At 71.1% G+C, this 20960-nt stretch carries 19 protein-coding genes and 1 other RNA gene; 13 read left to right on the top strand and 7 right to left on the bottom strand.

Translation table 11 applies throughout. The features are described 5' to 3' along the window. Position 1: 1 nt before the first annotated feature. Together ligA and BLQ34_RS08780 are read left to right on the top strand one after the other, a co-directional pair. On the top strand, positions 2 to 2197 hold the full coding sequence (ligA, locus tag BLQ34_RS08785) for an NAD-dependent DNA ligase LigA (RefSeq protein ID WP_091784160.1): 2196 nt from the start codon (positions 2 to 4) through the stop codon (positions 2195 to 2197). Then, positions 2194 to 2661 (top strand): mycothiol transferase, encoded by a 468-nt coding sequence (locus BLQ34_RS08780; RefSeq protein ID WP_197674805.1) that lies wholly within the window; start codon positions 2194 to 2196, stop codon positions 2659 to 2661. Before ligA ends, BLQ34_RS08780 begins: the two co-directional genes overlap by 4 nt. Before the next feature lie 48 nt (positions 2662 to 2709). Here the strand turns inward: BLQ34_RS08780 and BLQ34_RS08775 are convergent, their stop codons facing one another. The 3 genes from BLQ34_RS08775 to BLQ34_RS08765 all read right to left on the bottom strand — a co-directional run bounded on the left by BLQ34_RS08775 (position 2710) and on the right by BLQ34_RS08765 (position 4348). Next, positions 2710 to 3129, bottom strand: a complete 420-nt coding sequence (locus tag BLQ34_RS08775; RefSeq protein ID WP_157692955.1) for a hypothetical protein — start codon at positions 3127 to 3129, stop codon at positions 2710 to 2712. A gap of 1 nt (position 3130) precedes the next feature. After that, positions 3131 to 3463 (bottom strand): PadR family transcriptional regulator, encoded by a 333-nt coding sequence (locus BLQ34_RS08770; protein WP_231961511.1) that lies wholly within the window; start codon positions 3461 to 3463, stop codon positions 3131 to 3133. Between the two features lie 153 nt (positions 3464 to 3616). Further along, a complete protein-coding gene (locus tag BLQ34_RS08765; protein ID WP_091784152.1) occupies positions 3617 to 4348 on the bottom strand; it encodes a FadR/GntR family transcriptional regulator in 732 nt (243 codons plus the stop codon). Between the two features lie 157 nt (positions 4349 to 4505). Between BLQ34_RS08765 and BLQ34_RS08760 the strand changes: the two genes are divergently transcribed. From BLQ34_RS08760 to BLQ34_RS08725, 8 genes are all read left to right on the top strand, one after another. Beyond that, the gene (locus BLQ34_RS08760; protein WP_172829377.1) at positions 4506 to 5141 is read left to right on the top strand and encodes a gluconokinase; all 636 of its coding nucleotides are present in this window, start codon (positions 4506 to 4508) and stop codon (positions 5139 to 5141) included. Then, positions 5138 to 6535, top strand: coding sequence for a GntP family permease (locus tag BLQ34_RS08755; protein ID WP_091784149.1), 1398 nt, complete (start codon positions 5138 to 5140; stop codon positions 6533 to 6535). The genes BLQ34_RS08760 and BLQ34_RS08755 overlap by 4 nt, the downstream gene beginning before the upstream one ends. 82 nt (positions 6536 to 6617) lie before the next feature. Next, complete coding sequence (gene prfB, locus BLQ34_RS08750; RefSeq protein ID WP_091784146.1) at positions 6618 to 7733, top strand: peptide chain release factor 2; 1116 nt, start codon at positions 6618 to 6620, stop codon at positions 7731 to 7733. 208 nt (positions 7734 to 7941) lie between these two features. After that, entirely contained in the window at positions 7942 to 8631 is a 690-nt protein-coding gene (gene ftsE, locus BLQ34_RS08745; RefSeq protein WP_091784143.1) for a cell division ATP-binding protein FtsE, read from the top strand. Then, a complete protein-coding gene (gene ftsX, locus BLQ34_RS08740; RefSeq protein ID WP_091784139.1) occupies positions 8631 to 9536 on the top strand; it encodes a permease-like cell division protein FtsX in 906 nt (301 codons plus the stop codon). Before ftsE ends, ftsX begins: the two co-directional genes overlap by 1 nt. A 263-nt stretch (positions 9537 to 9799) precedes the next feature. After that, positions 9800 to 11092 carry a M23 family metallopeptidase gene (locus BLQ34_RS08735; protein WP_091784136.1) on the top strand — a complete coding sequence of 431 codons (1293 nt, stop codon included), beginning with the start codon at positions 9800 to 9802 and terminating at the stop codon, positions 11090 to 11092. A 110-nt stretch (positions 11093 to 11202) separates the two neighbouring features. Next, positions 11203 to 11688 (top strand): SsrA-binding protein SmpB, encoded by a 486-nt coding sequence (gene smpB, locus BLQ34_RS08730; protein WP_091784134.1) that lies wholly within the window; start codon positions 11203 to 11205, stop codon positions 11686 to 11688. A gap of 4 nt (positions 11689 to 11692) precedes the next feature. Beyond that, the gene (locus tag BLQ34_RS08725; RefSeq protein ID WP_091784131.1) at positions 11693 to 13630 is read left to right on the top strand and encodes a DUF2207 domain-containing protein; all 1938 of its coding nucleotides are present in this window, start codon (positions 11693 to 11695) and stop codon (positions 13628 to 13630) included. A gap of 91 nt (positions 13631 to 13721) precedes the next feature. Here BLQ34_RS08725 and BLQ34_RS08720 read toward each other — a convergent pair whose 3' ends face one another. From BLQ34_RS08720 to BLQ34_RS08710, 3 genes are all read right to left on the bottom strand, one after another. Then, positions 13722 to 13895 (bottom strand): CsbD family protein, encoded by a 174-nt coding sequence (locus BLQ34_RS08720; RefSeq protein ID WP_091784129.1) that lies wholly within the window; start codon positions 13893 to 13895, stop codon positions 13722 to 13724. A gap of 148 nt (positions 13896 to 14043) precedes the next feature. Beyond that, positions 14044 to 17421, bottom strand: coding sequence for a pyruvate carboxylase (locus tag BLQ34_RS08715; protein ID WP_091784126.1), 3378 nt, complete (start codon positions 17419 to 17421; stop codon positions 14044 to 14046). A gap of 145 nt (positions 17422 to 17566) precedes the next feature. Then, on the bottom strand, positions 17567 to 18178 hold the full coding sequence (locus tag BLQ34_RS08710) for an NAD(P)-dependent oxidoreductase (protein ID WP_091784123.1): 612 nt from the start codon (positions 18176 to 18178) through the stop codon (positions 17567 to 17569). Positions 18179 to 18276: 98 nt separating this feature from the next. Here BLQ34_RS08710 and BLQ34_RS08705 point away from each other — a divergent pair, with 98 nt between their 5' ends. Continuing rightward, complete coding sequence (locus BLQ34_RS08705; protein WP_091784120.1) at positions 18277 to 18660, top strand: winged helix-turn-helix transcriptional regulator; 384 nt, start codon at positions 18277 to 18279, stop codon at positions 18658 to 18660. 102 nt (positions 18661 to 18762) lie between these two features. After that, the gene (locus BLQ34_RS19280) at positions 18763 to 19521 is read left to right on the top strand and encodes a CAP domain-containing protein (protein ID WP_231961510.1); all 759 of its coding nucleotides are present in this window, start codon (positions 18763 to 18765) and stop codon (positions 19519 to 19521) included. Between the two features lie 66 nt (positions 19522 to 19587). On the opposite strand, the gene BLQ34_RS08695 is transcribed toward BLQ34_RS19280, so the two are convergent. Beyond that, positions 19588 to 20229, bottom strand: coding sequence for a fasciclin domain-containing protein (locus tag BLQ34_RS08695; RefSeq protein WP_091784117.1), 642 nt, complete (start codon positions 20227 to 20229; stop codon positions 19588 to 19590). 293 nt (positions 20230 to 20522) lie between these two features. Between BLQ34_RS08695 and ssrA the strand changes: the two genes are divergently transcribed. Beyond that, positions 20523 to 20890, top strand: a transfer-messenger RNA (tmRNA) gene (ssrA, locus tag BLQ34_RS08690). The last annotated feature ends 70 nt before the right edge of the window (positions 20891 to 20960 follow it).

The raw sequence follows: 20960 nt of genomic DNA, 5'->3' as shown, positions 1-20960 counted from the left end.
GATGGCCCTCGTGAGTGAGAGCGACGCCGCGACCGAGTCCACGACCGAGGTGCCCACGCCTGCCACCGAGGTGCCCACCCCTGCCACCGAGGAGGCCAGGCACGAGTGGGCCGAGCTCGCGGAGCAGGCGACGGCGGCCCAGTTCGCCTACCACGTCAAGGACGCCCCGACGATCAGCGACGGGGACTACGACCGGTTGATCCGTCGGCTCAACGAGCTGGAGGACGAGTTCGCCGAGCTGCGGACGCCCGAGAGCCCGACCCAGCAGGTCGGTGGCGCGGTGTTCTCGACCGACTTCACGGCAGTCGACCACCTCGAGCGGATGCTGTCGCTCGACAACTGCTTCTCGCCCGAGGAGCTGGGTGCGTGGGCGGCCCGGGTCGCTCGCGACGCCGGGACGACCGGCTACCACTACCTGTGCGAGCTGAAGATCGACGGGCTCGCGGTCAACCTCCTCTACGAACGGGGCCGGCTGGTGCGGGCGCTGACCCGGGGTGACGGCCGCACCGGTGAGGACGTCACCAACAACGTCAAGACGATCGAGGGCATCCCGCACCAGCTCGCCGGCTCCGACCACCCCGAGCGGGTCGAGATCCGCGGCGAGGTCTACTTCCCGGTCGAGGCGTTCGGCGACCTCAACGCGAGCCTCGTCGAGGCGGGCAAGGCCCCCTACGCCAACCCGCGCAACACGGCCGCGGGGTCGTTGCGGCAGAAGGACCCGCGCGTCACGGCCAGCCGCGGGCTCCGGATGCTGGTGCACGGCATCGGGCTGCGCGAGGGGTTCGAGCTGACCCGCCAGTCGGAGGCCTACGACCTGTTCCGCGAGTGGGGACTGCCGATCTCGACGCACTACCAGGTGCTCGACTCGATCGAGGGCGTCCAGCGGTTCATCGACAAGTACGGCGAGGAGCGGCACAGCGTCGAGCACGAGCTCGACGGCATCGTCATCAAGGTCGACGAGATCTCGGTGCAGCGTCGGCTGGGCTCGACGTCGCGGGCACCGCGGTGGGCGATCGCGTTCAAGTACCCGCCCGAGGAGGTCAACACCAAGCTCCTCGACATCCTCGTCAACGTCGGCCGCACCGGCCGGGTGACACCGTTCGGGGTCATGGAGCCGGTCGTGGTCGCCGGGTCGACGGTCGAGCGGGCCACCCTCCACAACGCCGACGAGGTGCGCCGCAAGGGCGTGCTGATCGGCGACACGGTGGTGCTGCGCAAGGCCGGCGACGTGATCCCGGAGATCCTCGGTCCCGTCGTCGACCTGCGCGACGGCACCGAGCGCGAGTTCGTCATGCCGACCGAGTGCCCCTCCTGCGGCACGCCGCTGGCTCCGGAGAAGGAGGGCGACAAGGACATCCGCTGCCCCAACTCGCGCACCTGCCCCTCACAGCTGCGCGAGCGGCTGGCCGGTCTGGCCGGCCGCGGCGCCTTCGACATCGAGGCGCTGGGCTGGGAGGGCGCCGCGGCCCTGCTCGACTCCGGGGTGCTGGAGGACGAGAGCGGCCTGTTTGGCCTGGCCGGTGAGGCAGGTCGTGCGCGGCTCGCGACGGTGCCGCTGTTCACCAGGGCCGCGAAGAAGACCGATCCCGACGAGGCGGTGGTCGACGGCAAGGTGCTGTCCGCCAACGGGATCCGGCTCTCCGACAACCTCGAAGCCGCAAAGACCCAGCCGCTGTGGCGGGTGCTCGTCGCGCTGTCGATCCGCCACGTCGGGCCGACTGCGGCTCGCGCGCTCGCCCAGCACTTCGGCTCGATGGAGGCCCTGCGCGCCGCGGCGAAGGATCGGCCCGAGGAGCTCGCCGGCGTCGAGGGCGTGGGCGGGGTCATCGCCGAGGCGGTGGCCGCCTGGTTCGAGGTCGACTGGCACGACCAGATCGTGCAGCAGTGGCAGGCCGACGGCGTGGTGATGGCAGACGAGCGCGACGAGTCGGTCGAGCAGACCCTGGCCGGGCTGACGGTGGTCGTCACGGGTTCGCTCGACGGTTTCTCCCGTGACTCGGCCAAGGAGGCCATCCTCGCCCGTGGGGGCAAGGCGTCGGGCTCGGTCTCGAAGAAGACCGACTACGTCGTGGTGGGGGAGAACGCCGGGTCGAAGGAGGACAAGGCCCGCGAGCTGGGTCGTCCGATCCTCGACGAGGCAGGGTTCCGGCAGCTGCTCGAGACGGGCTCCGCCGACCCGGTGCCGGAGCAGGCGTGAGCGACCGGCTGCTCGACAAGGAGACCTACCTCGGCTTCTGCGACGAGGCACTGGTCGCGATGCGCGACCTGGTCGTCGAGCTGGGTGACGACCTCGCGAACCGACGGCCCGAGCTGCCCGGAGCCAACAGCCCGTTCGCGATCCTCACGCACTGCCTCGGGGTCACCGCCCGGTGGGCGTCGACGGTCAACCTCGGCGAGGTGGTGCCCCGCGACCGCGACGCCGAGTTCACCGCCACCGGCGAGGTCGCCGCTCTGGCCGCCGACACCGACCGGGTGCGGGCGTCGCTGCGCGACTGGGTCGCCCGGACCGACGTCGCGGCACCTCCGCGGCGTCCCACGACACCTCGCCAGGACTGGTATGCCGCGACGGCCGGCGGTGTCCTGATGCACGTCTACGAGGAGCTCGCCCAGCACCGTGGCCAGCTCGAGCTGACCCGCGACGTCCTGCGCGCTGCGAGCTGACCCGTCGTATCGCGGATCAGCTGGTCGGCGCAGGAACCCCGGGACGGCTCAGTTGATGCTGCCGTAGTTCGCGATCACGTTCGCCGCCACGGAGCGGTCGTTGCCGAGGCCGGTCCACTTCTCCTTGAGGCACTTGGCGCAGCGGATGAACTCCTCACCATCGCTGGTCTCGGCCATCTCCCAGCGGTGGTGCAGGTTGGTGCGGCACAGGAACGGCTTGGTCGCCTTCACGACGTCCTCCAGGGGTGAGTCGGGAGTGAGCGCCAGGGTTGCCCTGCGCAGTCGCGGGGCGGTGAGCAGGACCTGCAGCGCGAACCGGCCGCGGTGGTCGACGACGGCCAGGTCGGCGAGCAGCTCGCGGCGGTAGCGGTCGCGAACGGCGCCGCGCGGCAGGAACCGGACCGCCAGCGCGACGATCCGTTGCGGCACTCGGGGCGGACGGCGGCCGGGCCCTGCCTGGTGGGGCACGTCAGTGTCCACTCGGAGCGGCCCGCAACGGGCTGGGGGAGCGGCGCGGCGCCACCCGGGCGAGCGCCGACTGGGCGGCCTCGGCTCCGGCGGCGCTGAGTCGGTAGTAGCGGCGGGCGGGGCGGCCCTCGACCCGGGGATCGGCGTCCTCCCAGCTCGACTCGAGCCAGCCGACCGCCTCCAGCCGCGCGAGGATCGGGTGGATGGTCCCGCTCGGCAGGTCGGCGGCGGCGCCCACCTCGAGGCCGTAGTGATCCCGGGACGGGTCTGCCAGCAGCACCCGGAGCACCCGTTGGGTCGCCAGGGTCATCCGCGGTCCGCGACGAGTCGTCATGGTCGTACTCTACCTAGCCCCTAGGTAGAGAACAAGGTATATCCCGAACCTGTCAGCGCCGGTCAGCGCCGGGCGCAGGCAGCGCAGGGGGGCGGTCGGCGCCGGGGGACGCCGGTCAGCGCCGGGCGCAGGCAGCGCAGGGGGGGGCGCGGGTCAGCGCCGGGTGGCGCCCTTGGACCGGCGGACTGCGGCGCTCGCCTCGTCGATGATGGCCGTCATGGCGGCGCTCGCGGCGGCGCCGTCGCCCGAGCCGATCGCCTGGGCCACCTCGCCGTGCAGCCGGATCGCGGCCGGGTTCGGGGTGCTGGGCATCAGGTCGTGGTGGGTGCGGCCGGAGAGCACCTCACCGACCACGGTGGCCAGCGCGGCGAGCATCTCGTTGCCGGAGGCCTCGAGCATGGTGCGGTGGAAGTCCTTGTCGGCCTCGAGGTAGGCCTCGAGGTCGCCCGACTTGGCGTGCACGGTCATCCGCATCACCGCCGCGGCCATCGCGCCGCACTGGTCGGGCGTGGCCCGGTCGGCGGCGAGCTCGGCAGCGACCGGTTCGAAGCCGCGGCGCAGCTCGCCGAGCGAGACGAGCTGGTCCTCACGGTCGGGACCATCCAGCCGCCAGCGGATCACCCGGGGGTCGAAGACGTTCCACTGCGCGGCGGGCAGCACCCGCACCCCGAGTCGGCGGCGGGTCTCCACCAGGCCCATCGAGGACAGCACGCGCACGGCCTCGCGCACCACCGAGCGCGACACCCCGAACCGGTCGTCCAGCTGGTCGATCCGCACGACCGACCCCACCGGCGTCGCCCCGGAGACGATGTCGCGCCCGAGGGCGTCGAGCACGCTCTCGTGCAGCCCGGGGGAGGACTCGTCGGGCGGTGGGGGGACGGTCATGGGTCAAGGGTGCCAGACCGCCCATGTATTCGAGTGTTCGATGTTTAAAACCTATTTATTTAACCAAAGGTCTTCACAAGGCGGATCTGATGTGTCACCCTCGTCGGCAGGTCCTCGACGAGGAGGGCCCGAGCCCGACACAGGAGTCAGGACCCCCATGAGCGGAGTACCCAGCCCGGAGCCGTCGACACCCGACGCCCGCCCCGCACCCAGCCACTCGAGCGCGCCGACGGCGCCACCCCTCGTGGTCGTCATGGGGGTGTCCGGCTCGGGCAAGACCACCGTGGGCGCGGCGCTCGCCCAGCGCCTGCACGTCCCCTTCGCAGACGCCGACGACTTCCACCCCGAGGCCAACATCGCCAAGATGTCAGCCGGGGTACCGCTCGACGACGACGACCGCTGGCCCTGGCTCGCCGCCATCGCCGACTGGCTGGTCGAGCACCGCGAGAGCGGGGGAGTGGCCAGCTGCTCGGCCCTCAAGCGGGCCTACCGCGACGTCCTCGTCGCCGACACCCCGCAGGCCCGCTTCGTCCACCTGCACGGTGACCGGGCGGTGCTCGCCGCCCGGGTCGCCGGACGGCCCGGCCACTTCATGCCGGCAGCCCTCGTGGACTCGCAGTTCGCCACGCTCGAGCCGCTGCAACCCGACGAGCAGGGCACCACCCTCGACGTCGACCAGTCCGTCGACACCCTCGTCGACCAGTCCGCCGCCTACCTCGCCGACGCCCCTGCCTCCCGGGCCGACGCCGGCGCCCCCGCCCCCCGCACCGACCAGAAGGGTTCCCCCGCATGACCACCGACCTGCTGACCTACTTCGGGAGCGTCGCAGCCGACGCGCCGGACATCCCGGCCTCCAGGCTCATCCCCGCAGCCCTCCTGGGCATCGCCGTGATCGTCGTGCTCATCACCCGGTTCAAGCTGCACCCGTTCCTCGGGCTGACGCTCGGATCGCTCACCGTCGGGGCGGTGGCCGGCGTGGCCATGTCCGACACCATCGACAGCTTCACCAAGGGCTTCGGGTCCACGGCCGCGGGCGTGGGCACGCTGATCGCCCTCGGCGCCATGTTCGGCAAGCTGCTCGCCGACTCGGGAGGGGCCGACGAGATCGTCGACACCATCGTCGGGCGATCCTCCCCGCGCACGCTCCCGTGGGCGATGGCCGGCGTGGGTGCGTTGATCGGCCTGCCGATGTTCTTCGAGATCGGCCTGGTCCTGCTGATGCCGGTCATCTTCCTGGTCGCCCGCCGCTCCCAGCTCTCCATCGTCAAGGTCGGCATCCCGGCCCTGGCCGGCCTCTCGGCGATGCACGGCCTGGTGCCACCGCACCCCGGTCCGCTCGTGGCCATCGACGCGCTCAAGGCCAACCTCGGCATCACCCTCGCCTTCGGCGTCCTGGTGGCCCTGCCGACCATCGCCATCGCCGGTCCGCTGTTCGCCCGGTTCGCCGGGCGCTGGGTCGACGTCCCCGCCCCCGAGTTCTTTGGCACCGGCGAGGACAAGCACGACGACGAGCAGACCCGTCGTCCGTCCTTCGCCGTGACGCTCTTCGCCGTGCTCACCCCGGTCGTCCTGATGATGGGCAAGGCGCTCGCCGACATCTTCGCCAGCGAGGGCAACGCCGTCCGCACCGTGCTGGACTTCCTCGGCACCCCGATCATCGCCCTGCTCATCGCCGTCATCGTCGGCATGTTCACCCTCGGCCGCGGCGCGGGCATGGGCACCAAGGAGCTGGCCTCCTCGCTCGAGAAGTCGCTGCCGCCGATCGCCGGCATCCTGCTCATCGTCGCCGCCGGCGGCGGGTTCAAGCAGACCCTCGTCGACACCGGCATCGGCGGCCTCGTCGCCGACTGGGTCGAGGGCAGCGGGGTCAGCGTGCTCTTGCTGGCCTGGGTCGTGGCCGTGATGATCCGCCTCGCGACCGGCTCCGCCACGGTCGCCACGGTGACCGCGTCCGGGATCCTGGCGCCGCTCGCGGCCGGGATGAGCACCCCCGAGGTGTCGCTGCTGGTCCTGGCGATCGGCGCGGGCTCGGTGTTCTTCTCGCACGTGAACGACGCGGGCTTCTGGCTGGTCAAGGAGTACTTCGGCCTCTCGGTCGGCCAGACGATCAAGTCGTGGTCGCTGATGGAGACGCTGCTGTCGGTCTCCGGCCTGGTCTTCGTCCTCGTCCTCGGCCTGGTCGTCTGACCCCACCCTCGGAGGGAGGGGTGTGCCGCGTGGCCGGCCACGCGGCATACCCCTCCTCGCAGGTGCCATAGAGTTGGGTCTCGTGGCCGTCGACTTCCAGCAAGAGATCAAGAACCTCCGCAGCACCATGGACTCGGTGCGTGAGGTCACCGACCTGACCGCCGTCCAGGCCCAGATCACCGAGCTCGAGGCCAAGGCATCGGCCCCCGACCTCTGGGACGACCCCGAGGCCGCCCAGCAGGTCACCTCGGCGCTGTCGCGGGCCAACAGCGAGTACGACCGGGTCACGGGGATGGACGCCCGCATCGACGACCTCGAGGTGCTCGTCGAGATGGGCACCGAGGACGGCGGCGACCCCGACACGATCCTCGAGGCGGAGAAGGAGCTGGTGTCGCTGCAGAAGGCCGTCGGCGAGCTCGAGGTCCGCACCCTGCTGTCGGGGGAGTACGACGCGCGGGAGGCGGTCGTCACCATCCGCTCCGGCGCAGGTGGCGTGGACGCGGCCGACTTCGCCGAGATGCTGATGCGGATGTACCTGCGCTGGGCCGAGCGGCACGGCTACCCGACCCAGGTGATGGACACCTCCTACGCCGAAGAGGCCGGGCTCAAGTCGGCGACCTTCGAGGTCAACGTCCCGTACGCCTTCGGCAACCTGTCGGTCGAGGCCGGCACGCACCGCCTGGTGCGGATCAGCCCGTTCGACAACCAGGGCCGGCGCCAGACCAGCTTCGCCGCCGTCGAGGTGATCCCGCTGATCGAGCAGACCGACCACATCGAGATCCCCGAGAACGAGATCAAGGTCGACGTCTTCCGCAGCTCCGGCCCCGGTGGCCAGTCGGTCAACACGACCGACTCCGCGGTGCGGATGACCCACATCCCCACCGGGATCGTCGTCTCGATGCAGAACGAGAAGTCGCAGATCCAGAACCGCGCGGCCGCCCTGCGGGTGCTCCAGTCGCGGCTGCTGCTCCAGCGCCAGGCCGAGGAGGCTGCCGAGCGCAAGGAGATGGCCGGTGACGTGAAGGCCTCGTGGGGCGACCAGATGCGCTCCTACGTCCTGCAGCCCTACCAGATGGTCAAGGACCTGCGGACCGAGTTCGAGGTCGGCAACCCGTCGGCCGTCTTCGACGGCGACATCGACGGCTTCATCGAGGCCGGTGTGCGGTGGCGCAAGGAGCAGCAGAAGCAGGACGTCTGACCGGTGTGACCCGCTCGGCCCGCCCGCAACGCCGAGGAGGCGGGGCTGCGCGGCATACCAAGGTTGGCGACCTATCCTCGGGAGGGCTGGGCGCGCAGGCGTCAGGTATGCCGTGCCCGTCCAGCCCCGTCCAGTCCCGTCCAGCCCCGTCCAGCTTCCGTCCAGGTCCTTCGTCGGACCCGACTCGCGTTAGGCACACCTCGCACGCATGATCCGTTTCGAGAACGTCAGCAAGGTCTATCCCCGGTCCACCCGACCGGCGCTGAGTGACATCAACCTCGAGATCGAGCGCGGCGAGTTCGTGTTCGTGGTGGGCGCGTCGGGCTCCGGCAAGTCCACCCTGCTGCGGCTCGTGCTCAAGGAGGAGGGTGTCACCCAGGGGACCGTCCTCGTGGCCGGCCAGGAGGTCGGCAGCCTCCCGGCCCGCAAGGTGCCACGGCTGCGGCGCGAGATCGGCACGGTGTTCCAGGACTTCCGGCTGCTCCCCAACAAGACCGTCTACCAGAACGTCGCGTTCGCGCTCCAGGTGCTCGGTCGCTCCGGCCACGCGATCCGCCAGGTCGTGCCCGAGACGCTCGAGATGGTCGGGCTCGAGGGCAAGGAGAAGCGCCTGCCGCACGAGCTGTCGGGTGGTGAGCAGCAGCGCGTCGCCATCGCCCGCGCCTTCGTCAACAAGCCGCCGATCCTGTTGTGCGACGAGCCGACCGGCAACCTCGACCCGACCACCAGCCTCGACATCGTCCGGCTGCTCGACCGGATCAACCGCACCGGCACCACGATCGTGATGGCCACCCACGACGACGACATCGTCGACCAGCTGCGCAAGCGGGTCGTCGAGCTGAAGAACGGCCACGTCGTGCGCGACGAGAACAAGGGCGTCTATGGGAGTGGTCGCTGATGCGCATCCAGTTCATCCTCGGCGAGATCTGGATCGGCCTGCGCCGCAACCTGTCCATCGCCGTCTCGGTGATGCTCGTGACGATGGTGTCGGTCTACCTGATGGGGATCGGGTTCCTCGCCCAGGGCCAGGTCGACACCCTCAAGGGCTACTGGTACGACCGCATCCAGGTCTCGATCTTCATGTGCGGCAAGGACTCCCTCGACGTCAACTGTGACGGCAAGGCGGTCACCGACGAGCAGCGCGACGCCCTGCGCTCGCAGCTCGACGAGATGAAGCCGCTGGTGAAGAACGTCTACTACGAGTCCGAGCAGCAGGCCTTCGACCGGTTCAAGGAGCAGTACCGCAACTCGCCGCTGTCCGACTACCTCCAGGTCGGCGACATCCCGCAGAACTTCCGGGTCCAGCTGTCCGACCCCAAGAAGTACGACGTGGTCGTCAGTGCCTTCGACGGCGCACCGGGCGTCGGTCGGGTGCAGGACCAGCAGAAGACGCTCGACAAGCTGTTCACGGTGATGAACGTCGTCACGATCGGCTCGCTGTTCCTCGCCGGCCTGATGGTGCTGTGCTCGATCCTGCTGATGGCCACGACGATCCGGCAGGCCGCCTTCAGCCGGCGACGCGAGACCGGGATCATGAAGCTGGTCGGCGCCTCGAACTTCACCATCCGCCTGCCGTTCGTGATGGAGACCGTGCTCGCGGCCCTGACCGGCACCGGGCTGGCGATCGCCGGCCTCTGGGTCACCGCCGACTCGTTGCTGCCCCGCGTCTCCGCCGTGCTCCAGGACGCGCCGCTGGTCGGTGCGCACGACATCTGGTTCGTGGCGCCCTGGCTGGTGGGCTTCATGCTCGTGGTCTCGGTGCTGACCTCCTGGGCGACCCTGCGCCGCTACCTGCGCGTCTGACCCGGCGCGCCCGCCCCCGCGCGTCCCACCCCGCGCGCCCGCCCCCTGCAGCAACCTTTGCTAGCAAAGGTTGGGCGGTGATGGACAGGTTGCAACCTGTCCACCAACCAGTTTCCTTTGCTAGCAAAGCTTCGTTGAGGTGCGCGGGTCGAAACGGCCAACTCACAGGCGGTAATCCACCGATACGGGTGTGGTTTGTGTTACCAATGAGGCCTATGAGCGCAATCCCCCCGCGTCCTCGCGCGTCTCATCGTGTCCGGCTGATGGCCCTCGGCCTGGCGGTCGCGTGCTCCCTCGGCGTCGCCACCCCCTCGATGGCAGCCGCACCGGCCTCCGGCGCAGTGCGCTCCGCACCGGGCGCCGACGACCCGAACAAGGCGAAGAAGCAGGTCGACAAGGAGATCGAGTCGCTCAAGGAGGAGCTCGAGGACACCTCCGCCAGCCTGAAGAACGCCTACGTCGCGCTGCGCCGCACCCAGGCCGCGCTCCCGGGAGCCCAGGCCGCACTCGACCAGGCCACCGCGGTCGTCGCCAAGGCCGACGCCTACAACGACGAGATGGCGGTGCGGCTCGAGGTCGCCCGCGCCAACGAGGCCCGCGCCGTCGACGAGCTCGCCGCCACCCGCGCCAAGCTCGCCGAGACCCGCACGAGGGTCGCCCGCTTCGCCGCGCAGCTCTACCAGGACCAGGGGATGGGCCAGCTCTCCGTGGCGCTCAGCGCCACGACGCCCGACGACTTCGCCAACCGCATCGCGATGAACGACACCGTGATGGACGTCCAGAACCAGTCGCTGACCCGGCTGGCCACCGCCCGTGCCGCGGCCACCGCGCAGGAAGCCCACATCAAGGCGCTCAAGGTGCAGGTCCAGGCGGCCAAGAAGCAGGCCGAGGCAGCGCTGGCCAAGGCGCAGAAGGCCCGCGCGGCCGCCGCTGCCGCCAAGGCCGAGCTCGACGCGCTCGCCGCCCGCCAGACCGCGCAGTCCCAGGCGCTCGAGGCGCAGAAGAAGGCCGAGAAGACCAAGCTCGACGCGGCCCAGAAGGAGCAGGCCCGACTGCAGCGAGTCCTCGCCGCCCGGGCGCGCGCCGCCAAGGCCGCTGCCGCCCGTCGTGCCGCCTGGCTGCGCAAGCACCACCGGCCGGTGCCGAAGCCGGTGACCTCGTCGGGTGGCTACCTGTCGCGCCCCTCCGACGGGTGGATCTCCTCGGAGTTCGGCCTGCGCTTCCACCCGATCCTGCACTACTGGCGCCTGCACGCCGGCCGTGACTTCGCAGCCAACTGCGGGACGCCGATCCGCGCCGCCGCCTCCGGCCACATCATCTCCCGCGGGTGGGGTGGCGGCTACGGCAACCGGATCATGATCGACCACGGCATCGTCCGCGGCGTCGACCTCGTGACGACCTACAACCACATGGAGCGGTATGCCGTCAGCGGCGGCAACGTGTCGCGCGGCCAGGTGATCGGCTACGTCGGCACGACGGGGTCGTCGACGGGCTGCCACCTGCACTTCGAGACCTACGAGGACGGCGTCCCGAAGGACCCCCGCCGCTGGCTCTGACGTCGGGTAGCGTTGCTTCGCCGGAGTCGGGTCCCGACCCGGCGAGGCAACGCAACCAGGACTCCTGACAGGACTCCTGGGGGCATCGAGGACGAGAGCGTGGGCGGGCAGTGGCCAAGGAACAGGGTCGCAAGGTGGTGGCGAGCAACAAGAAGGCGCGCCACGACTACCTCATCGAGGACACCTTCGAGGCGGGCCTGGTCCTGATGGGCACCGAGGTCAAGTCACTGCGCGAGGGGCGCGCCTCCCTGATCGACGGGTATGCCGCGTGGCGCGGCGACGAGCTCTGGCTCGAGGGCGTGCACATCCCCGAGTACGTCAACGGCAACTGGACCAACCACACGCCTCGGCGGCGGCGCAAGCTGCTGCTGCACCGGGACGAGCTGTCCAAGATCATGCGGAAGTCGTCCGAGACCGGCCACACCATCGTGCCGCTGCAGCTGTACTTCAAGGACGGCCGGGCCAAGGTCGAGATCGCGATCGCCAAGGGCAAGAAGCAGTACGACAAGCGGCACGCGCTGCGCGAGCGACAGGACACCCGCGACACCCAGCGCGCCCTCAGCCAGGCGCGGCGTGCCTCGGGCGAGGGACGCTAGCGCGATGCGGCTGCACGGGGGGCGACGCGGGGTCGCCGGGGGAGCGCTGGCCCTGCTGCTGGCGATGCTGCTCGCCTCGGTGGCACTGGCGCTCGGTGCCACGAGTGCCCGGGCCGCAGCGCCGGACGACGACCTGGCCACCCGGTTCCACGTCGACATCCGGGCCAACGAGGACGGCTCGCTCGACGTGGCCGAGAACATCACCTGGCACTTCCCGGCGGGTGAGGAGCGACACGGCATCGAGCGGTTCGTCACGGTGCGGGTCGGCTACCAGGACCGGGACGACACGTTCCGCGAGTACCCCCTGTCCGACGTCACGGCCAGCTCGCCGTCGGGGGCACCCGCGGACGTGTCGGTCAGCGACGCCACCGACGGGTCGTCCATGCGGATCCGCGTCGGCCGGGCCGACGAGACCGTCAGCGGCACCCAGACCTACGTCGTCCGCTACCACCTCGGCGCCTACGTCAACGGTTTCAGCGACCACGCTGAGGTCTACTACAACCTCGTCGACGCCGCCGACGACAACGTCTACGAGGACGTCAGCGCCACGGTGACCGGTCCGGGCGGACCCAGCGACCGGGCCGAGTGCTTCATCGGCGAGGTCGGCTCGACCGAGCGCTGCACGGCCACGCCGGGTGCGAGCGCCCAGTTCAGCGCGCCTCGGGCCGGGCAGGGCCAAGGCGTCTCGATCCTGGCGTCACTGCCGCTCGACGGTTTCGGCACGCTCGAGCCGGTGCTGCACGAGGGCCAGGTGTCCGAGGACGGCATCATCGTCACCTCCGCCACCGCCAAGGCGCTCGGGGCACTCGCTGCGGGAGCCGGGATCACCCTGCCCCTGCTGGCCGCCGGGCTGATGGGCACGCTCGTCTACACGCGCGGGCGCGACGAGCAGTACGCCGGGCTCACCCCGGGTCTCAGCCCGGTCCTGGGGGCCGACGGCGCGGTGGTGCGTGGACGCAGCGGTCCGGTGGCGGTGCGGTTCACCCCACCCGACGGCGTGCCGCCGGGACTGGTCGGCACCGTCATCGATGAGACCGCGAACACCATCGACGTCTCCGCCACCCTCATCGACCTGGCCGCCCGTGGCCACCTCACCATCGCCGAGGAGGAGGGTGGCTTCCTGCGCGGCAAGGACTGGCGGCTCACCCGCACCACCCCCCCGGCTGAGCAGGCGCGCAGTGCACTGCTGCCCTACGAGGAGGCCCTGCTCTCCGGGGTCTTCTCCGGCGCACCCTCGCTCACGCTGTCGAGCCTGAAGAACCACTTCAAGCCGACGCTCAGCCGGGTGCAGAGCCTGATGTACGACGAGGTCGTCCGGCGCGGCTGGTTCCGGCGCTCGCCGCAGGCCCAGCGCGGCACGTGGACCGGGCTCGGTGCGGTCCTCGTGGTCGGCTCGTTCTTCCTCTTCGTCTGGCTGAGCGGTCCGCTGTCGCAGCTCGGTGCGGGCTCGGGCCTGCCCGTCCCGCCCGCCTTCGTCCTGCTCGGCGGGATGGTGCTCGCCGGCCTCATCATCGGTTTCTTCGGTCGGCGGATGGCCTCCCGCACCGCCGAGGGCAGCGCCGTCAACGCCCAGTCCGAGGGTTTCAAGCAGTACCTCGTGACGGCCGAGGCCTCGCAGATCAAGTGGGAGGAGGCCCAGGACATCTTCAGCCGCTACCTGCCCTACGCGATCGTCTTCGGGGTCGCCTCGCAGTGGGCAGCCACCTTCCGCCAGGTCGCCGAGGCGGCGGCTGCGGCCGGGCACACCCTCAACGCCCCGCTCTGGTACATCGGGGCGGGCGGCTTCGACTACGACGGCGTCGCGAACGACATGGACTCGTTCGCGACCACCGCCGGCGGCACCTTCACCAGCACCCCCGGCAGCTCGGGTGGGGCCGGCTTCTCCGGTGGGGGCGGGTTCTCCGGCGGTGGTGGCGGCGGCAGCTCGGGCGGCTCCTGGTAGGTCGGGGCCACCGACCACGTCGGCCGCGCCGGCCGCAGACACAGGTATGCCGCGTGCGAACCTGTCGCACGCGGCATACCGGTGTGGCGCCTCAGTTCTTGAAGGCGTCCTTGACCTTCTCGCCGGCCTGCTTGAGGTCGGCCCCGGTCTGGTCGGCCTTGCCCTCGGCCTCGAGGCGCTCGTTGTCGGTCACCTTGCCGGTGGCCTCCTTGGCCTCGCCGGTCATCTTGTCCTTGGCGTTCTCGAGCTTGTCATCGAAACCCATGAGGGCCTCCTCTGTCGGATGCGAACGGGTGGGATCATGCGTCGCGACAGCAGCCGCTTCTTGACCGCCTTGCCCTTCGACCGTAACCCCGATCGGACAAAGTCGCAGGTCAAGGACCTGTGAATCTCCTGGATCCGCCTCGTGCGCCCTAACCGAGGACCAGGATGAGGTCGCCGCCCTCCACCTGCTGCTGCGAGCCGATCGCCAGCCGCTGCACGGTGCCGGCCACTGGCGCGGTGATGTTGGCCTCCATCTTCATCGCCTCGATGGTGGCGACGACGGCACCGGCCTCGACGGGGGCACCGTCCTCGACGGCGAGGCTGACCACCCCGGCGAACGGTGCAGCCACCTGGCCCTTGGCGCTCGGGTCGGCCTTCTCGGCAGCCTTGACGTCGACCGAGACGCGCTCGTCGCGCACCTGCACCGGGCGCAGCTGCCCGCCCATCGTGAACATCACGGTGCGCATGCCGCGCTCGTCGGCGTCGGAGACCGACTGCAGCCCGATGAGCAGCCGCTTGCCGGGCTCGAGGTCGATCTCGTGCTCGTGCCCGACCTCCAGCCCGTGCAGGAACTCGCGGGTGCCCAGGACAGCCAGGTCGGAGTAGGCGTCGCGGGACTTCTCGAAGTCGCCGGTCGGGCCGGGGAAGAGCAGCCGGTTGAGGGTGTGCCGGGGGTCGGACCGCAGCGCTGCCCGGTCGTCCTCGGCCAGCTCGGTGACGCGCGGTTTGGGGGTGCGGCCCTCCAGCGCCTTGCTGCGGAACGGCTCGGGCCACCCACCGGGCGGGTCGCCGAGCTCACCGGAGAGGAACCCGATCACCGAGTCGGGGATGTCGTAGCGCGTGGGGTTGGCCTCGAAGTCGGCCGGCTCGGCCTTCGCGCCGACGAGCGCGAGTGCGAGGTCGCCGACCACCTTGCTGCTGGGGGTGACCTTGACGATGTTGCCGAGGATCCGGTTGGCGGCGGCATACATGTCCTCGACCTGCTCGAACGAGTCGCCGAGGCCCAGGGCGATGGCCTGCTGGCGCAGGTTGGACAGCTGGCCACCGGGGATCTCGTGCGTGTAGACGCGACCGGTGGGGGAGGGCAGCCCGGACTCGAACGGGAAGTACAGCTGCCGCACCGCCTCCCAGTAGGGCTCCAGGTCGTTGACCGCGGCCAGGTCCAGGCCGGTCTCGCGGGCGGTGCCGTCGGTCGCGGCGACCAGGCTCGACATCGGTGGTTGCGAGGTGGTGCCGGCCATCGCGGCGCTGGCGACGTCGACGGCGTCCACGCCCGCGTCGATCGCGGCGAGCAGCGTGGCCAGCTGGCCGCCCGCGGTGTCGTGGGTGTGCAGGTGCACCGGCTGGTCGAAGCGCTCGCGCAGGGCGGTCACCAGGGTGCGGGCCGCCGGGGCACGCAGCAGCCCGGCCATGTCCTTGATGGCGATGACGTGGGCGCCGGCCTCGGCGATCTGGTCGGCGAGGTGCAGGTAGTAGTCCAGCGTGTAGAGCTTCTCGTCGGGGCTGGTCAGGTCGCCGGTGTAGCAGAGCGCGACCTCGGCGACCGCGGTCCCGGTGGCGCGGACCGCCTCGATGGCGGGGCGCATCTGGTCGACGTCGTTGAGGGCGTCGAAGATCCGGAAGATGTCGATGCCGGTGCCGGCTGCCTCGGTGACGAAGGCGTCGGTGACCTCGGTCGGGTAGGGCGTGTAGCCGACCGTGTTGCGCCCACGCAGCAACATCTGGAGCGGGAGGTTGGGCATCGCCTCGCGGAGCGCGGCCAGCCGGTCCCACGGGTCCTCGGCGAGGAACCGCAGCGCCACGTCGTAGGTCGCCCCGCCCCAGCACTCGACCGAGAGCAGCTGGGGGGTGAGCCGCGCGACGTGTGGGGCCACGTGCATGAGGTCGCGGGTGCGCACCCGGGTCGCGAGCAGCGACTGATGGGCGTCGCGGAAGGTCGTCTCCGTGACGGCGACCGCCTCCTGTGCACGCAGCTCCGCAGCGAAGGCTTGCGGGCCCAGCCGCAGCAGCCGGTCGCGCGCGCCGGGCGGCGGTGGGGTGGTGCGGTCGATGGCGGGCAGCTTCGAGCGCGGGGAGACACGGGTGCGCCCCGGGCCGTGCGGCTGGTTCACCGTGACGTCGGCCAGGTAGGTGAGCAGCTTGGTGCCCCGGTCGGCGGGGGTGCGGGCGGTGCGCAGGTAGGGGCGCTCGTCGATGAACGAGGTCGACAGCCGTCCGGCCTGGAAGTCGGGCTCCTCGAGGAGGGCCTGGAGGAACGGGATGTTGGTGGAGACGCCGCGGATGCGGAACTCGGCCAGCGCACGGCGCGCTCGCCGCTGGGCGGTGCCGAAGTCGCGGCCGCGACAGGTCAGCTTGACCAGCATCGAGTCGAAGTGGGCGTTGATCTCGGCGCCGACGAAGACGGTGCCGCCGTCGAGCCGGACCCCGGCGCCACCCGCGGAACGGTAGGTCGTGACTCGACCGGTGTCGGGGCGGAACTCGTTGGCCGGGTCCTCAGTCGTGATCCGGCACTGCAGCGCGGCGCCGCGGATCTGCAACGTGTCCTGGGACAGGCCGAGGTCGGCGAGCGTCTCGCCGCTGGCGATCCGCAGCTGCGAGCTGACCAGGTCGACGTCGGTGATCTCCTCGGTGACCGTGTGCTCCACCTGGATCCGCGGGTTCATCTCGATGAACACGTAGCGGCCGTCGGGCGAGAGCAGGAACTCGACCGTGCCGGCGTTGACGTAGCCGATCTCCTTGGCGAACGCGACGGCGTGGGCGCACATCCGCTCCCGCAGCTCGGGGTCGAGGTTGGGGGCCGGGGCGATCTCGACGACCTTCTGGTGCCGCCGCTGCACCGAGCAGTCGCGCTCGAAGAGGTGGATGACGTTGCCCTCGCCGTCGGCGAGCACCTGCACCTCGATGTGACGCGGGCTGACCACGGCCTGCTCGAGGAAGACCGTGGGGTCGCCGAACGCCGACTCGGCCTCGCGCATGCAGGCCTCGAGGGCCTCACGCAGGTCCTCGCGGCGCTCGACCCGGCGCATGCCGCGGCCACCGCCGCCGGCGACGGCCTTGGCGAAGACGGGGAAGCCGATCTCCTCGGCGGCGGCCACCAGGGCGTCCACGTCGGTGCTCGGCTCGGCGCTCTCGAGCGTGGGGAGACCGGCCTTCTTCGCCGCGGCGATCGCGCGGGCCTTGTTGCCGGTGAGGTGCAGCACCGAGGCCGGGGGACCGACGAAGGTGACCCCGGCGTCGGCGCAGGCTTCGGCGAGGTCGGGGTTCTCGGAGAGGAAGCCGTAGCCCGGGTAGACCGCGTCGGCGCCGGCCTCGACGGCGGTGCGCACGATCGACTCGGGGTCGAGGTAGGCCCGCACCGGGTGGCCCTGGTCGCCGATGCGGTAGGCCTCGTCCGCCTTGAGGACGTGCTCGGACTTGCGGTCCTCGTAGGGGAACACGGCGACCGTCTTGGCGCCGAGCTCGGTGGCGGCGCGGAACGCCCGGACGGCGATCTCACCACGGTTCGCGACGAGGACCTTGCTGAACACGTGACCTCCAGAGGGGCGGCGCCCGGAGGTGGTGGGGCGCCGACGAGGGTCGAGGAGCTTCGGGGACGGGCAGCGTGCGTCCCATCCTAGGGAGATCCCGACTCGTGAGACCCTGCGACCGCCATCCGGACGCCGCCCCTCGAGGTCAGCTGGCGACGGTGAACCGCTGGCGGCGGTGCCGGGGCTGCTCGAGCTCGTCGACGAGGGCCACGGCGTAGTCCTCGGCGCTGACCGAGTCGCCGGCGGGAGTGTCCAGCGCGACCGTGTAGCGCCCGGTGCGCTCACCCGGCGCGATGACCGGGGCCGGGGAGACGAAGGTCCAGTCCACGTCGTCGGGAGCCGACCGGAAGGCGTCCAGGGCGGCCGCCCCGGACCTGGCCTCCGCGGCATACTCCGGCGGGAAGCCGGGGGAGTCGAGCAGGCGGGTGCCCTCGGGGGTGAGCAACGACCCGGCCCCGCCGACGAAGACGACGCGCGCACCGGTCGCGTGGTCGAGGAGGTTCTGCACGGCGGCGATCCACGGCTCGTGGCTCTCGCCGGTGCGGCTGGGCCCGGTGGCGGAGAGCACGACGTCGTGGGTCGTGGCGGCCTCCTTGACCGTGGTCTCGTCGGCGAGGTCGCCGGTGGCGGGCGTGGCCCCGGCCGGTACGTCGCCGCCGTGTCGGGTGTAGCCGGTGACGTCGTGGCCGCGGGACAGCGCCTCGGCTGCGATCCGGGAGCCGATCATTCCGCTGGCGCCGAACAGGGCGATCTTCATGGTGCTGCCTCTCGTGGGGTGGTCGGGTGGCCGGGGTTCGACCACGCGGGCACAGTAACCATTGGTAACTGAGCACTTCAACGTGCTATAAGTACCCTGTGGTTACCAAAGCCGACCAGCTCGCCCGCGGCAACGCCTTCGACCCGGACTGCCCCACCCGGGTCGTGCTCGACCGCATCGGCGACAAGTGGACCGTCCTGGTGATCGGGGCACTCGGCGACGGGCCGCTGCGGTTCACCGAGCTGCGTCACCGGGTCGGAGGCGTCGCGCCCAAGGTGCTGACCCAGACCCTGCGGGCGATGGAACGCGACGGGCTGTTGACCCGCACCGTCTTCGCCCAGGTGCCGCCCCGGGTGGACTACGCCCTCACCGAGCTCGGGGTCTCGCTGGGCGGGCCGATCGCCGTGCTCACCGACTGGGCGGAGGCGCACGTCGGCCGGATCGTGGCCGCCAGGGACGAGTTCGAGGCGCAAGGGGCGTAGGTTGGGCCGCTGGTCGCCCCAGTGACCACACCCCACGCTCCCACCCCACGCTCCCGCCCCACGCTCCCGCCCCACGCTCCCGCCCCCCGAGGAGATCCCCCCGTGACCGGCACCCGACGAGCCGTCCGCCGCCCTGCCGGACGAACCCGGCCGACCCACGACCGCGCGCTGCGGATCGGTTGCGCGGCGGCCGTGGTGGCGCTGGCCCTCACGGCATGTGCGGACTCGACCGACCGGGCCGGTGGGCCGACCGCGACGACGGCGAGCTCTGCGGCGCCCAGCACGACGAGCAGCCCCTCCACGACGGCCACCGCGACGCAGACCACCCCCAGCACGACGCGCCCCCGCACGAGCACCACCTCCAAGCCCGCCCCCAAGCCGACCTCGAGGCCTTCGCCGAAGCCGACGCCGAAACCCTCGCCCAAGCCAAAGCCCATGCCGAAGCCCTCGCCCAAGCCGTCCCCGACACCGCCGTCGAGTGGTGGCGTGGCCGGCCAGGTGCTGTCGCTGGTCAACTCCGAGCGGGCCAGGGCTGGCTGCCGCGCCGTGCGGGCGAACTCCGCGCTCCAGACGGCGGCCCAGCGGCACAGCGCCGACATGGCGGCCAAGGACTACTTCTCACACACCAGCAAGGACGGTCGCACCTTCGCCGACCGCATCCGCGCGGCCGGCTACCGGGGGAGCACGATCGGCGAGAACATCGCGGCCGGTCAGACCACGGCATCGGCAGTGATGAAGTCCTGGATGGCCAGCTCGGGCCACCGGGCCAACATCCTCAACTGCTCCTTCACCGCACTCGGAGTGGGGCACGCGACCGGTGGCTCCTACGGGCACTACTGGACGCAGGACTTCGGCGGCTGACGCACGACGACCGTGCCGCGGCCGGGTCCCGCAGCACGGTCGTCGTCACCCCAGTCGGTGACCCGCTCAGAGATCGAGCGGGCGGAGCACCTCCGAGATGCCGTGGGCGATCTGGGCGTTGCCCTTGTTGATGTCGGCCTTCACCACGTACGGGTTGCGGTCGTTGGGGTCGTTGTCCACCAGGGAGACCAGCCAGCACCACTTGACGTCGACCTTGACGGTGCCGCCGGAGGCCGTGGTCAGCGTCGCGCCGTCCGAGCGCAGCGCCTGGCGGTAGGTGACGGTCGCGCCGGGCACGACGTGGTAGAGCAGCACGGCCTCGACGGTGTCGATGCCGAGCGACGCCACGTCGGCGAACACCGCGGACTCCGACCGGTAGTGCTTGCCGGTCAGGTCGGAGGCGAGGTTGCGGAAGGCGCGGTCGGTGGGCAGGAAGGCCGTCAGGGCCACCTTGCCGTCCGCCAGCACCCCGACGGGCGAGCTGGGCTTGGCGGTCAGCACGGCCGTGACCGCGTTGTCGACGATGTCGAAGTCGTTCCAGTTGCGGTCGAAGCCGGAGCCGTCCTTGGCCAGCACCGCGGCGAGGCTCCGGGTGCCGGTGGCGGACTGGTCCCAGCCGTGGGCCGAGGCGGATGGGGCACTGACGAGGGCTGCCGAGCCGACCAGGCCGAGGGTGGCCGCCGCGGTCATGATGCGTCGAGCGAACATGCGTGTCCTCCAGGTGTTCCACTGCGGTGTGGTGGTCCCGACGGCGTGCTCACCGCTTTCGCGCCGCCGGGCCCTGCGAGGGTGCTTCGGAGCTCCCGTGGATCCAGATTGGACAAACCTTGGACATCTTTCCCGGAGTCGGCCGCGCACCCGCCCACGCCGCCCGTGCCCACCAGGAATGCGGTCGGGGCGATCGGCGTTGGGCGGTAGGCTGGACCCGCAGGACGGCCGCACGGCCGGACTGCACCAACTGAACAGTGGACGTGTGGACACCCCTGCACTCGCAGGAGCACGGGGGTGATCGGTTTCGACATTGGTCGGCAATCCAGGGGAAGCGGGTCGAGGATGCCTGGTTATCTCGTTAACGCTCCCGGCAAAACAACAGGTGCCGATTCCAAGCGCACCGACTTCGCCCTCGCCGCCTGAGCGAGCCTCGAAGTCCGTCAGCCTGAGCTAGTTCTCGACTCAGTGTCTGGCGTCAGCTAGAGAACTCGCCGCGTCACCCTTGTCGGGGGGTGGCGCGGGACTCCAATCCGACTGGGCCTGTCAGTGGACGTGTGCGCGCGAGCACTGGGGCCGAGAAACGCCTTAGCGCACTGCACCCGGAGAAGCCCTGGTTTCCCGTCAGTGGACGCGGGTTCAATTCCCGCCACCTCCACCACCGTGTGTCCGCACGTCAGTTCAGCCTCGAAGGCCCGGTCGTCCGCGACCGGGCCTTCGTCGTGCCAGTG

Source organism: Pedococcus dokdonensis (assembly GCF_900104525.1).
Lineage (GTDB): Bacteria > Actinomycetota > Actinomycetes > Actinomycetales > Dermatophilaceae > Pedococcus > Pedococcus dokdonensis.
This window is presented reverse-complemented; position numbering and strand designations above follow the sequence as displayed.

Bases quoted from the DNA above. Each gene is read 5' to 3' on its own strand.
- ligA (WP_091784160.1), top strand. From the start codon at position 2: ATGGCCCTCGTGAGTGAGAGCGACGCCGCGACCGAGTCCACGACCGAG.
- BLQ34_RS08770 (WP_231961511.1), bottom strand. From the start codon at position 3,463: ATGACGACTCGTCGCGGACCGCGGATGACCCTGGCGACCCAACGGGTG.
- BLQ34_RS08765 (WP_091784152.1), bottom strand. From the start codon at position 4,348: ATGACCGTCCCCCCACCGCCCGACGAGTCCTCCCCCGGGCTGCACGAG.
- BLQ34_RS08760 (WP_172829377.1), top strand. From the start codon at position 4,506: ATGAGCGGAGTACCCAGCCCGGAGCCGTCGACACCCGACGCCCGCCCC.
- BLQ34_RS08755 (WP_091784149.1), top strand. From the start codon at position 5,138: ATGACCACCGACCTGCTGACCTACTTCGGGAGCGTCGCAGCCGACGCG.
- ftsE (WP_091784143.1), top strand. From the start codon at position 7,942: ATGATCCGTTTCGAGAACGTCAGCAAGGTCTATCCCCGGTCCACCCGA.
- ftsX (WP_091784139.1), top strand. From the start codon at position 8,631: ATGCGCATCCAGTTCATCCTCGGCGAGATCTGGATCGGCCTGCGCCGC.
- BLQ34_RS08735 (WP_091784136.1), top strand. From the start codon at position 9,800: ATGGCCCTCGGCCTGGCGGTCGCGTGCTCCCTCGGCGTCGCCACCCCC.
- BLQ34_RS08725 (WP_091784131.1), top strand. From the start codon at position 11,693: ATGCGGCTGCACGGGGGGCGACGCGGGGTCGCCGGGGGAGCGCTGGCC.
- BLQ34_RS08720 (WP_091784129.1), bottom strand. From the start codon at position 13,895: ATGGGTTTCGATGACAAGCTCGAGAACGCCAAGGACAAGATGACCGGC.
- BLQ34_RS08710 (WP_091784123.1), bottom strand. From the start codon at position 18,178: ATGAAGATCGCCCTGTTCGGCGCCAGCGGAATGATCGGCTCCCGGATC.
- BLQ34_RS08695 (WP_091784117.1), bottom strand. From the start codon at position 20,229: ATGTTCGCTCGACGCATCATGACCGCGGCGGCCACCCTCGGCCTGGTC.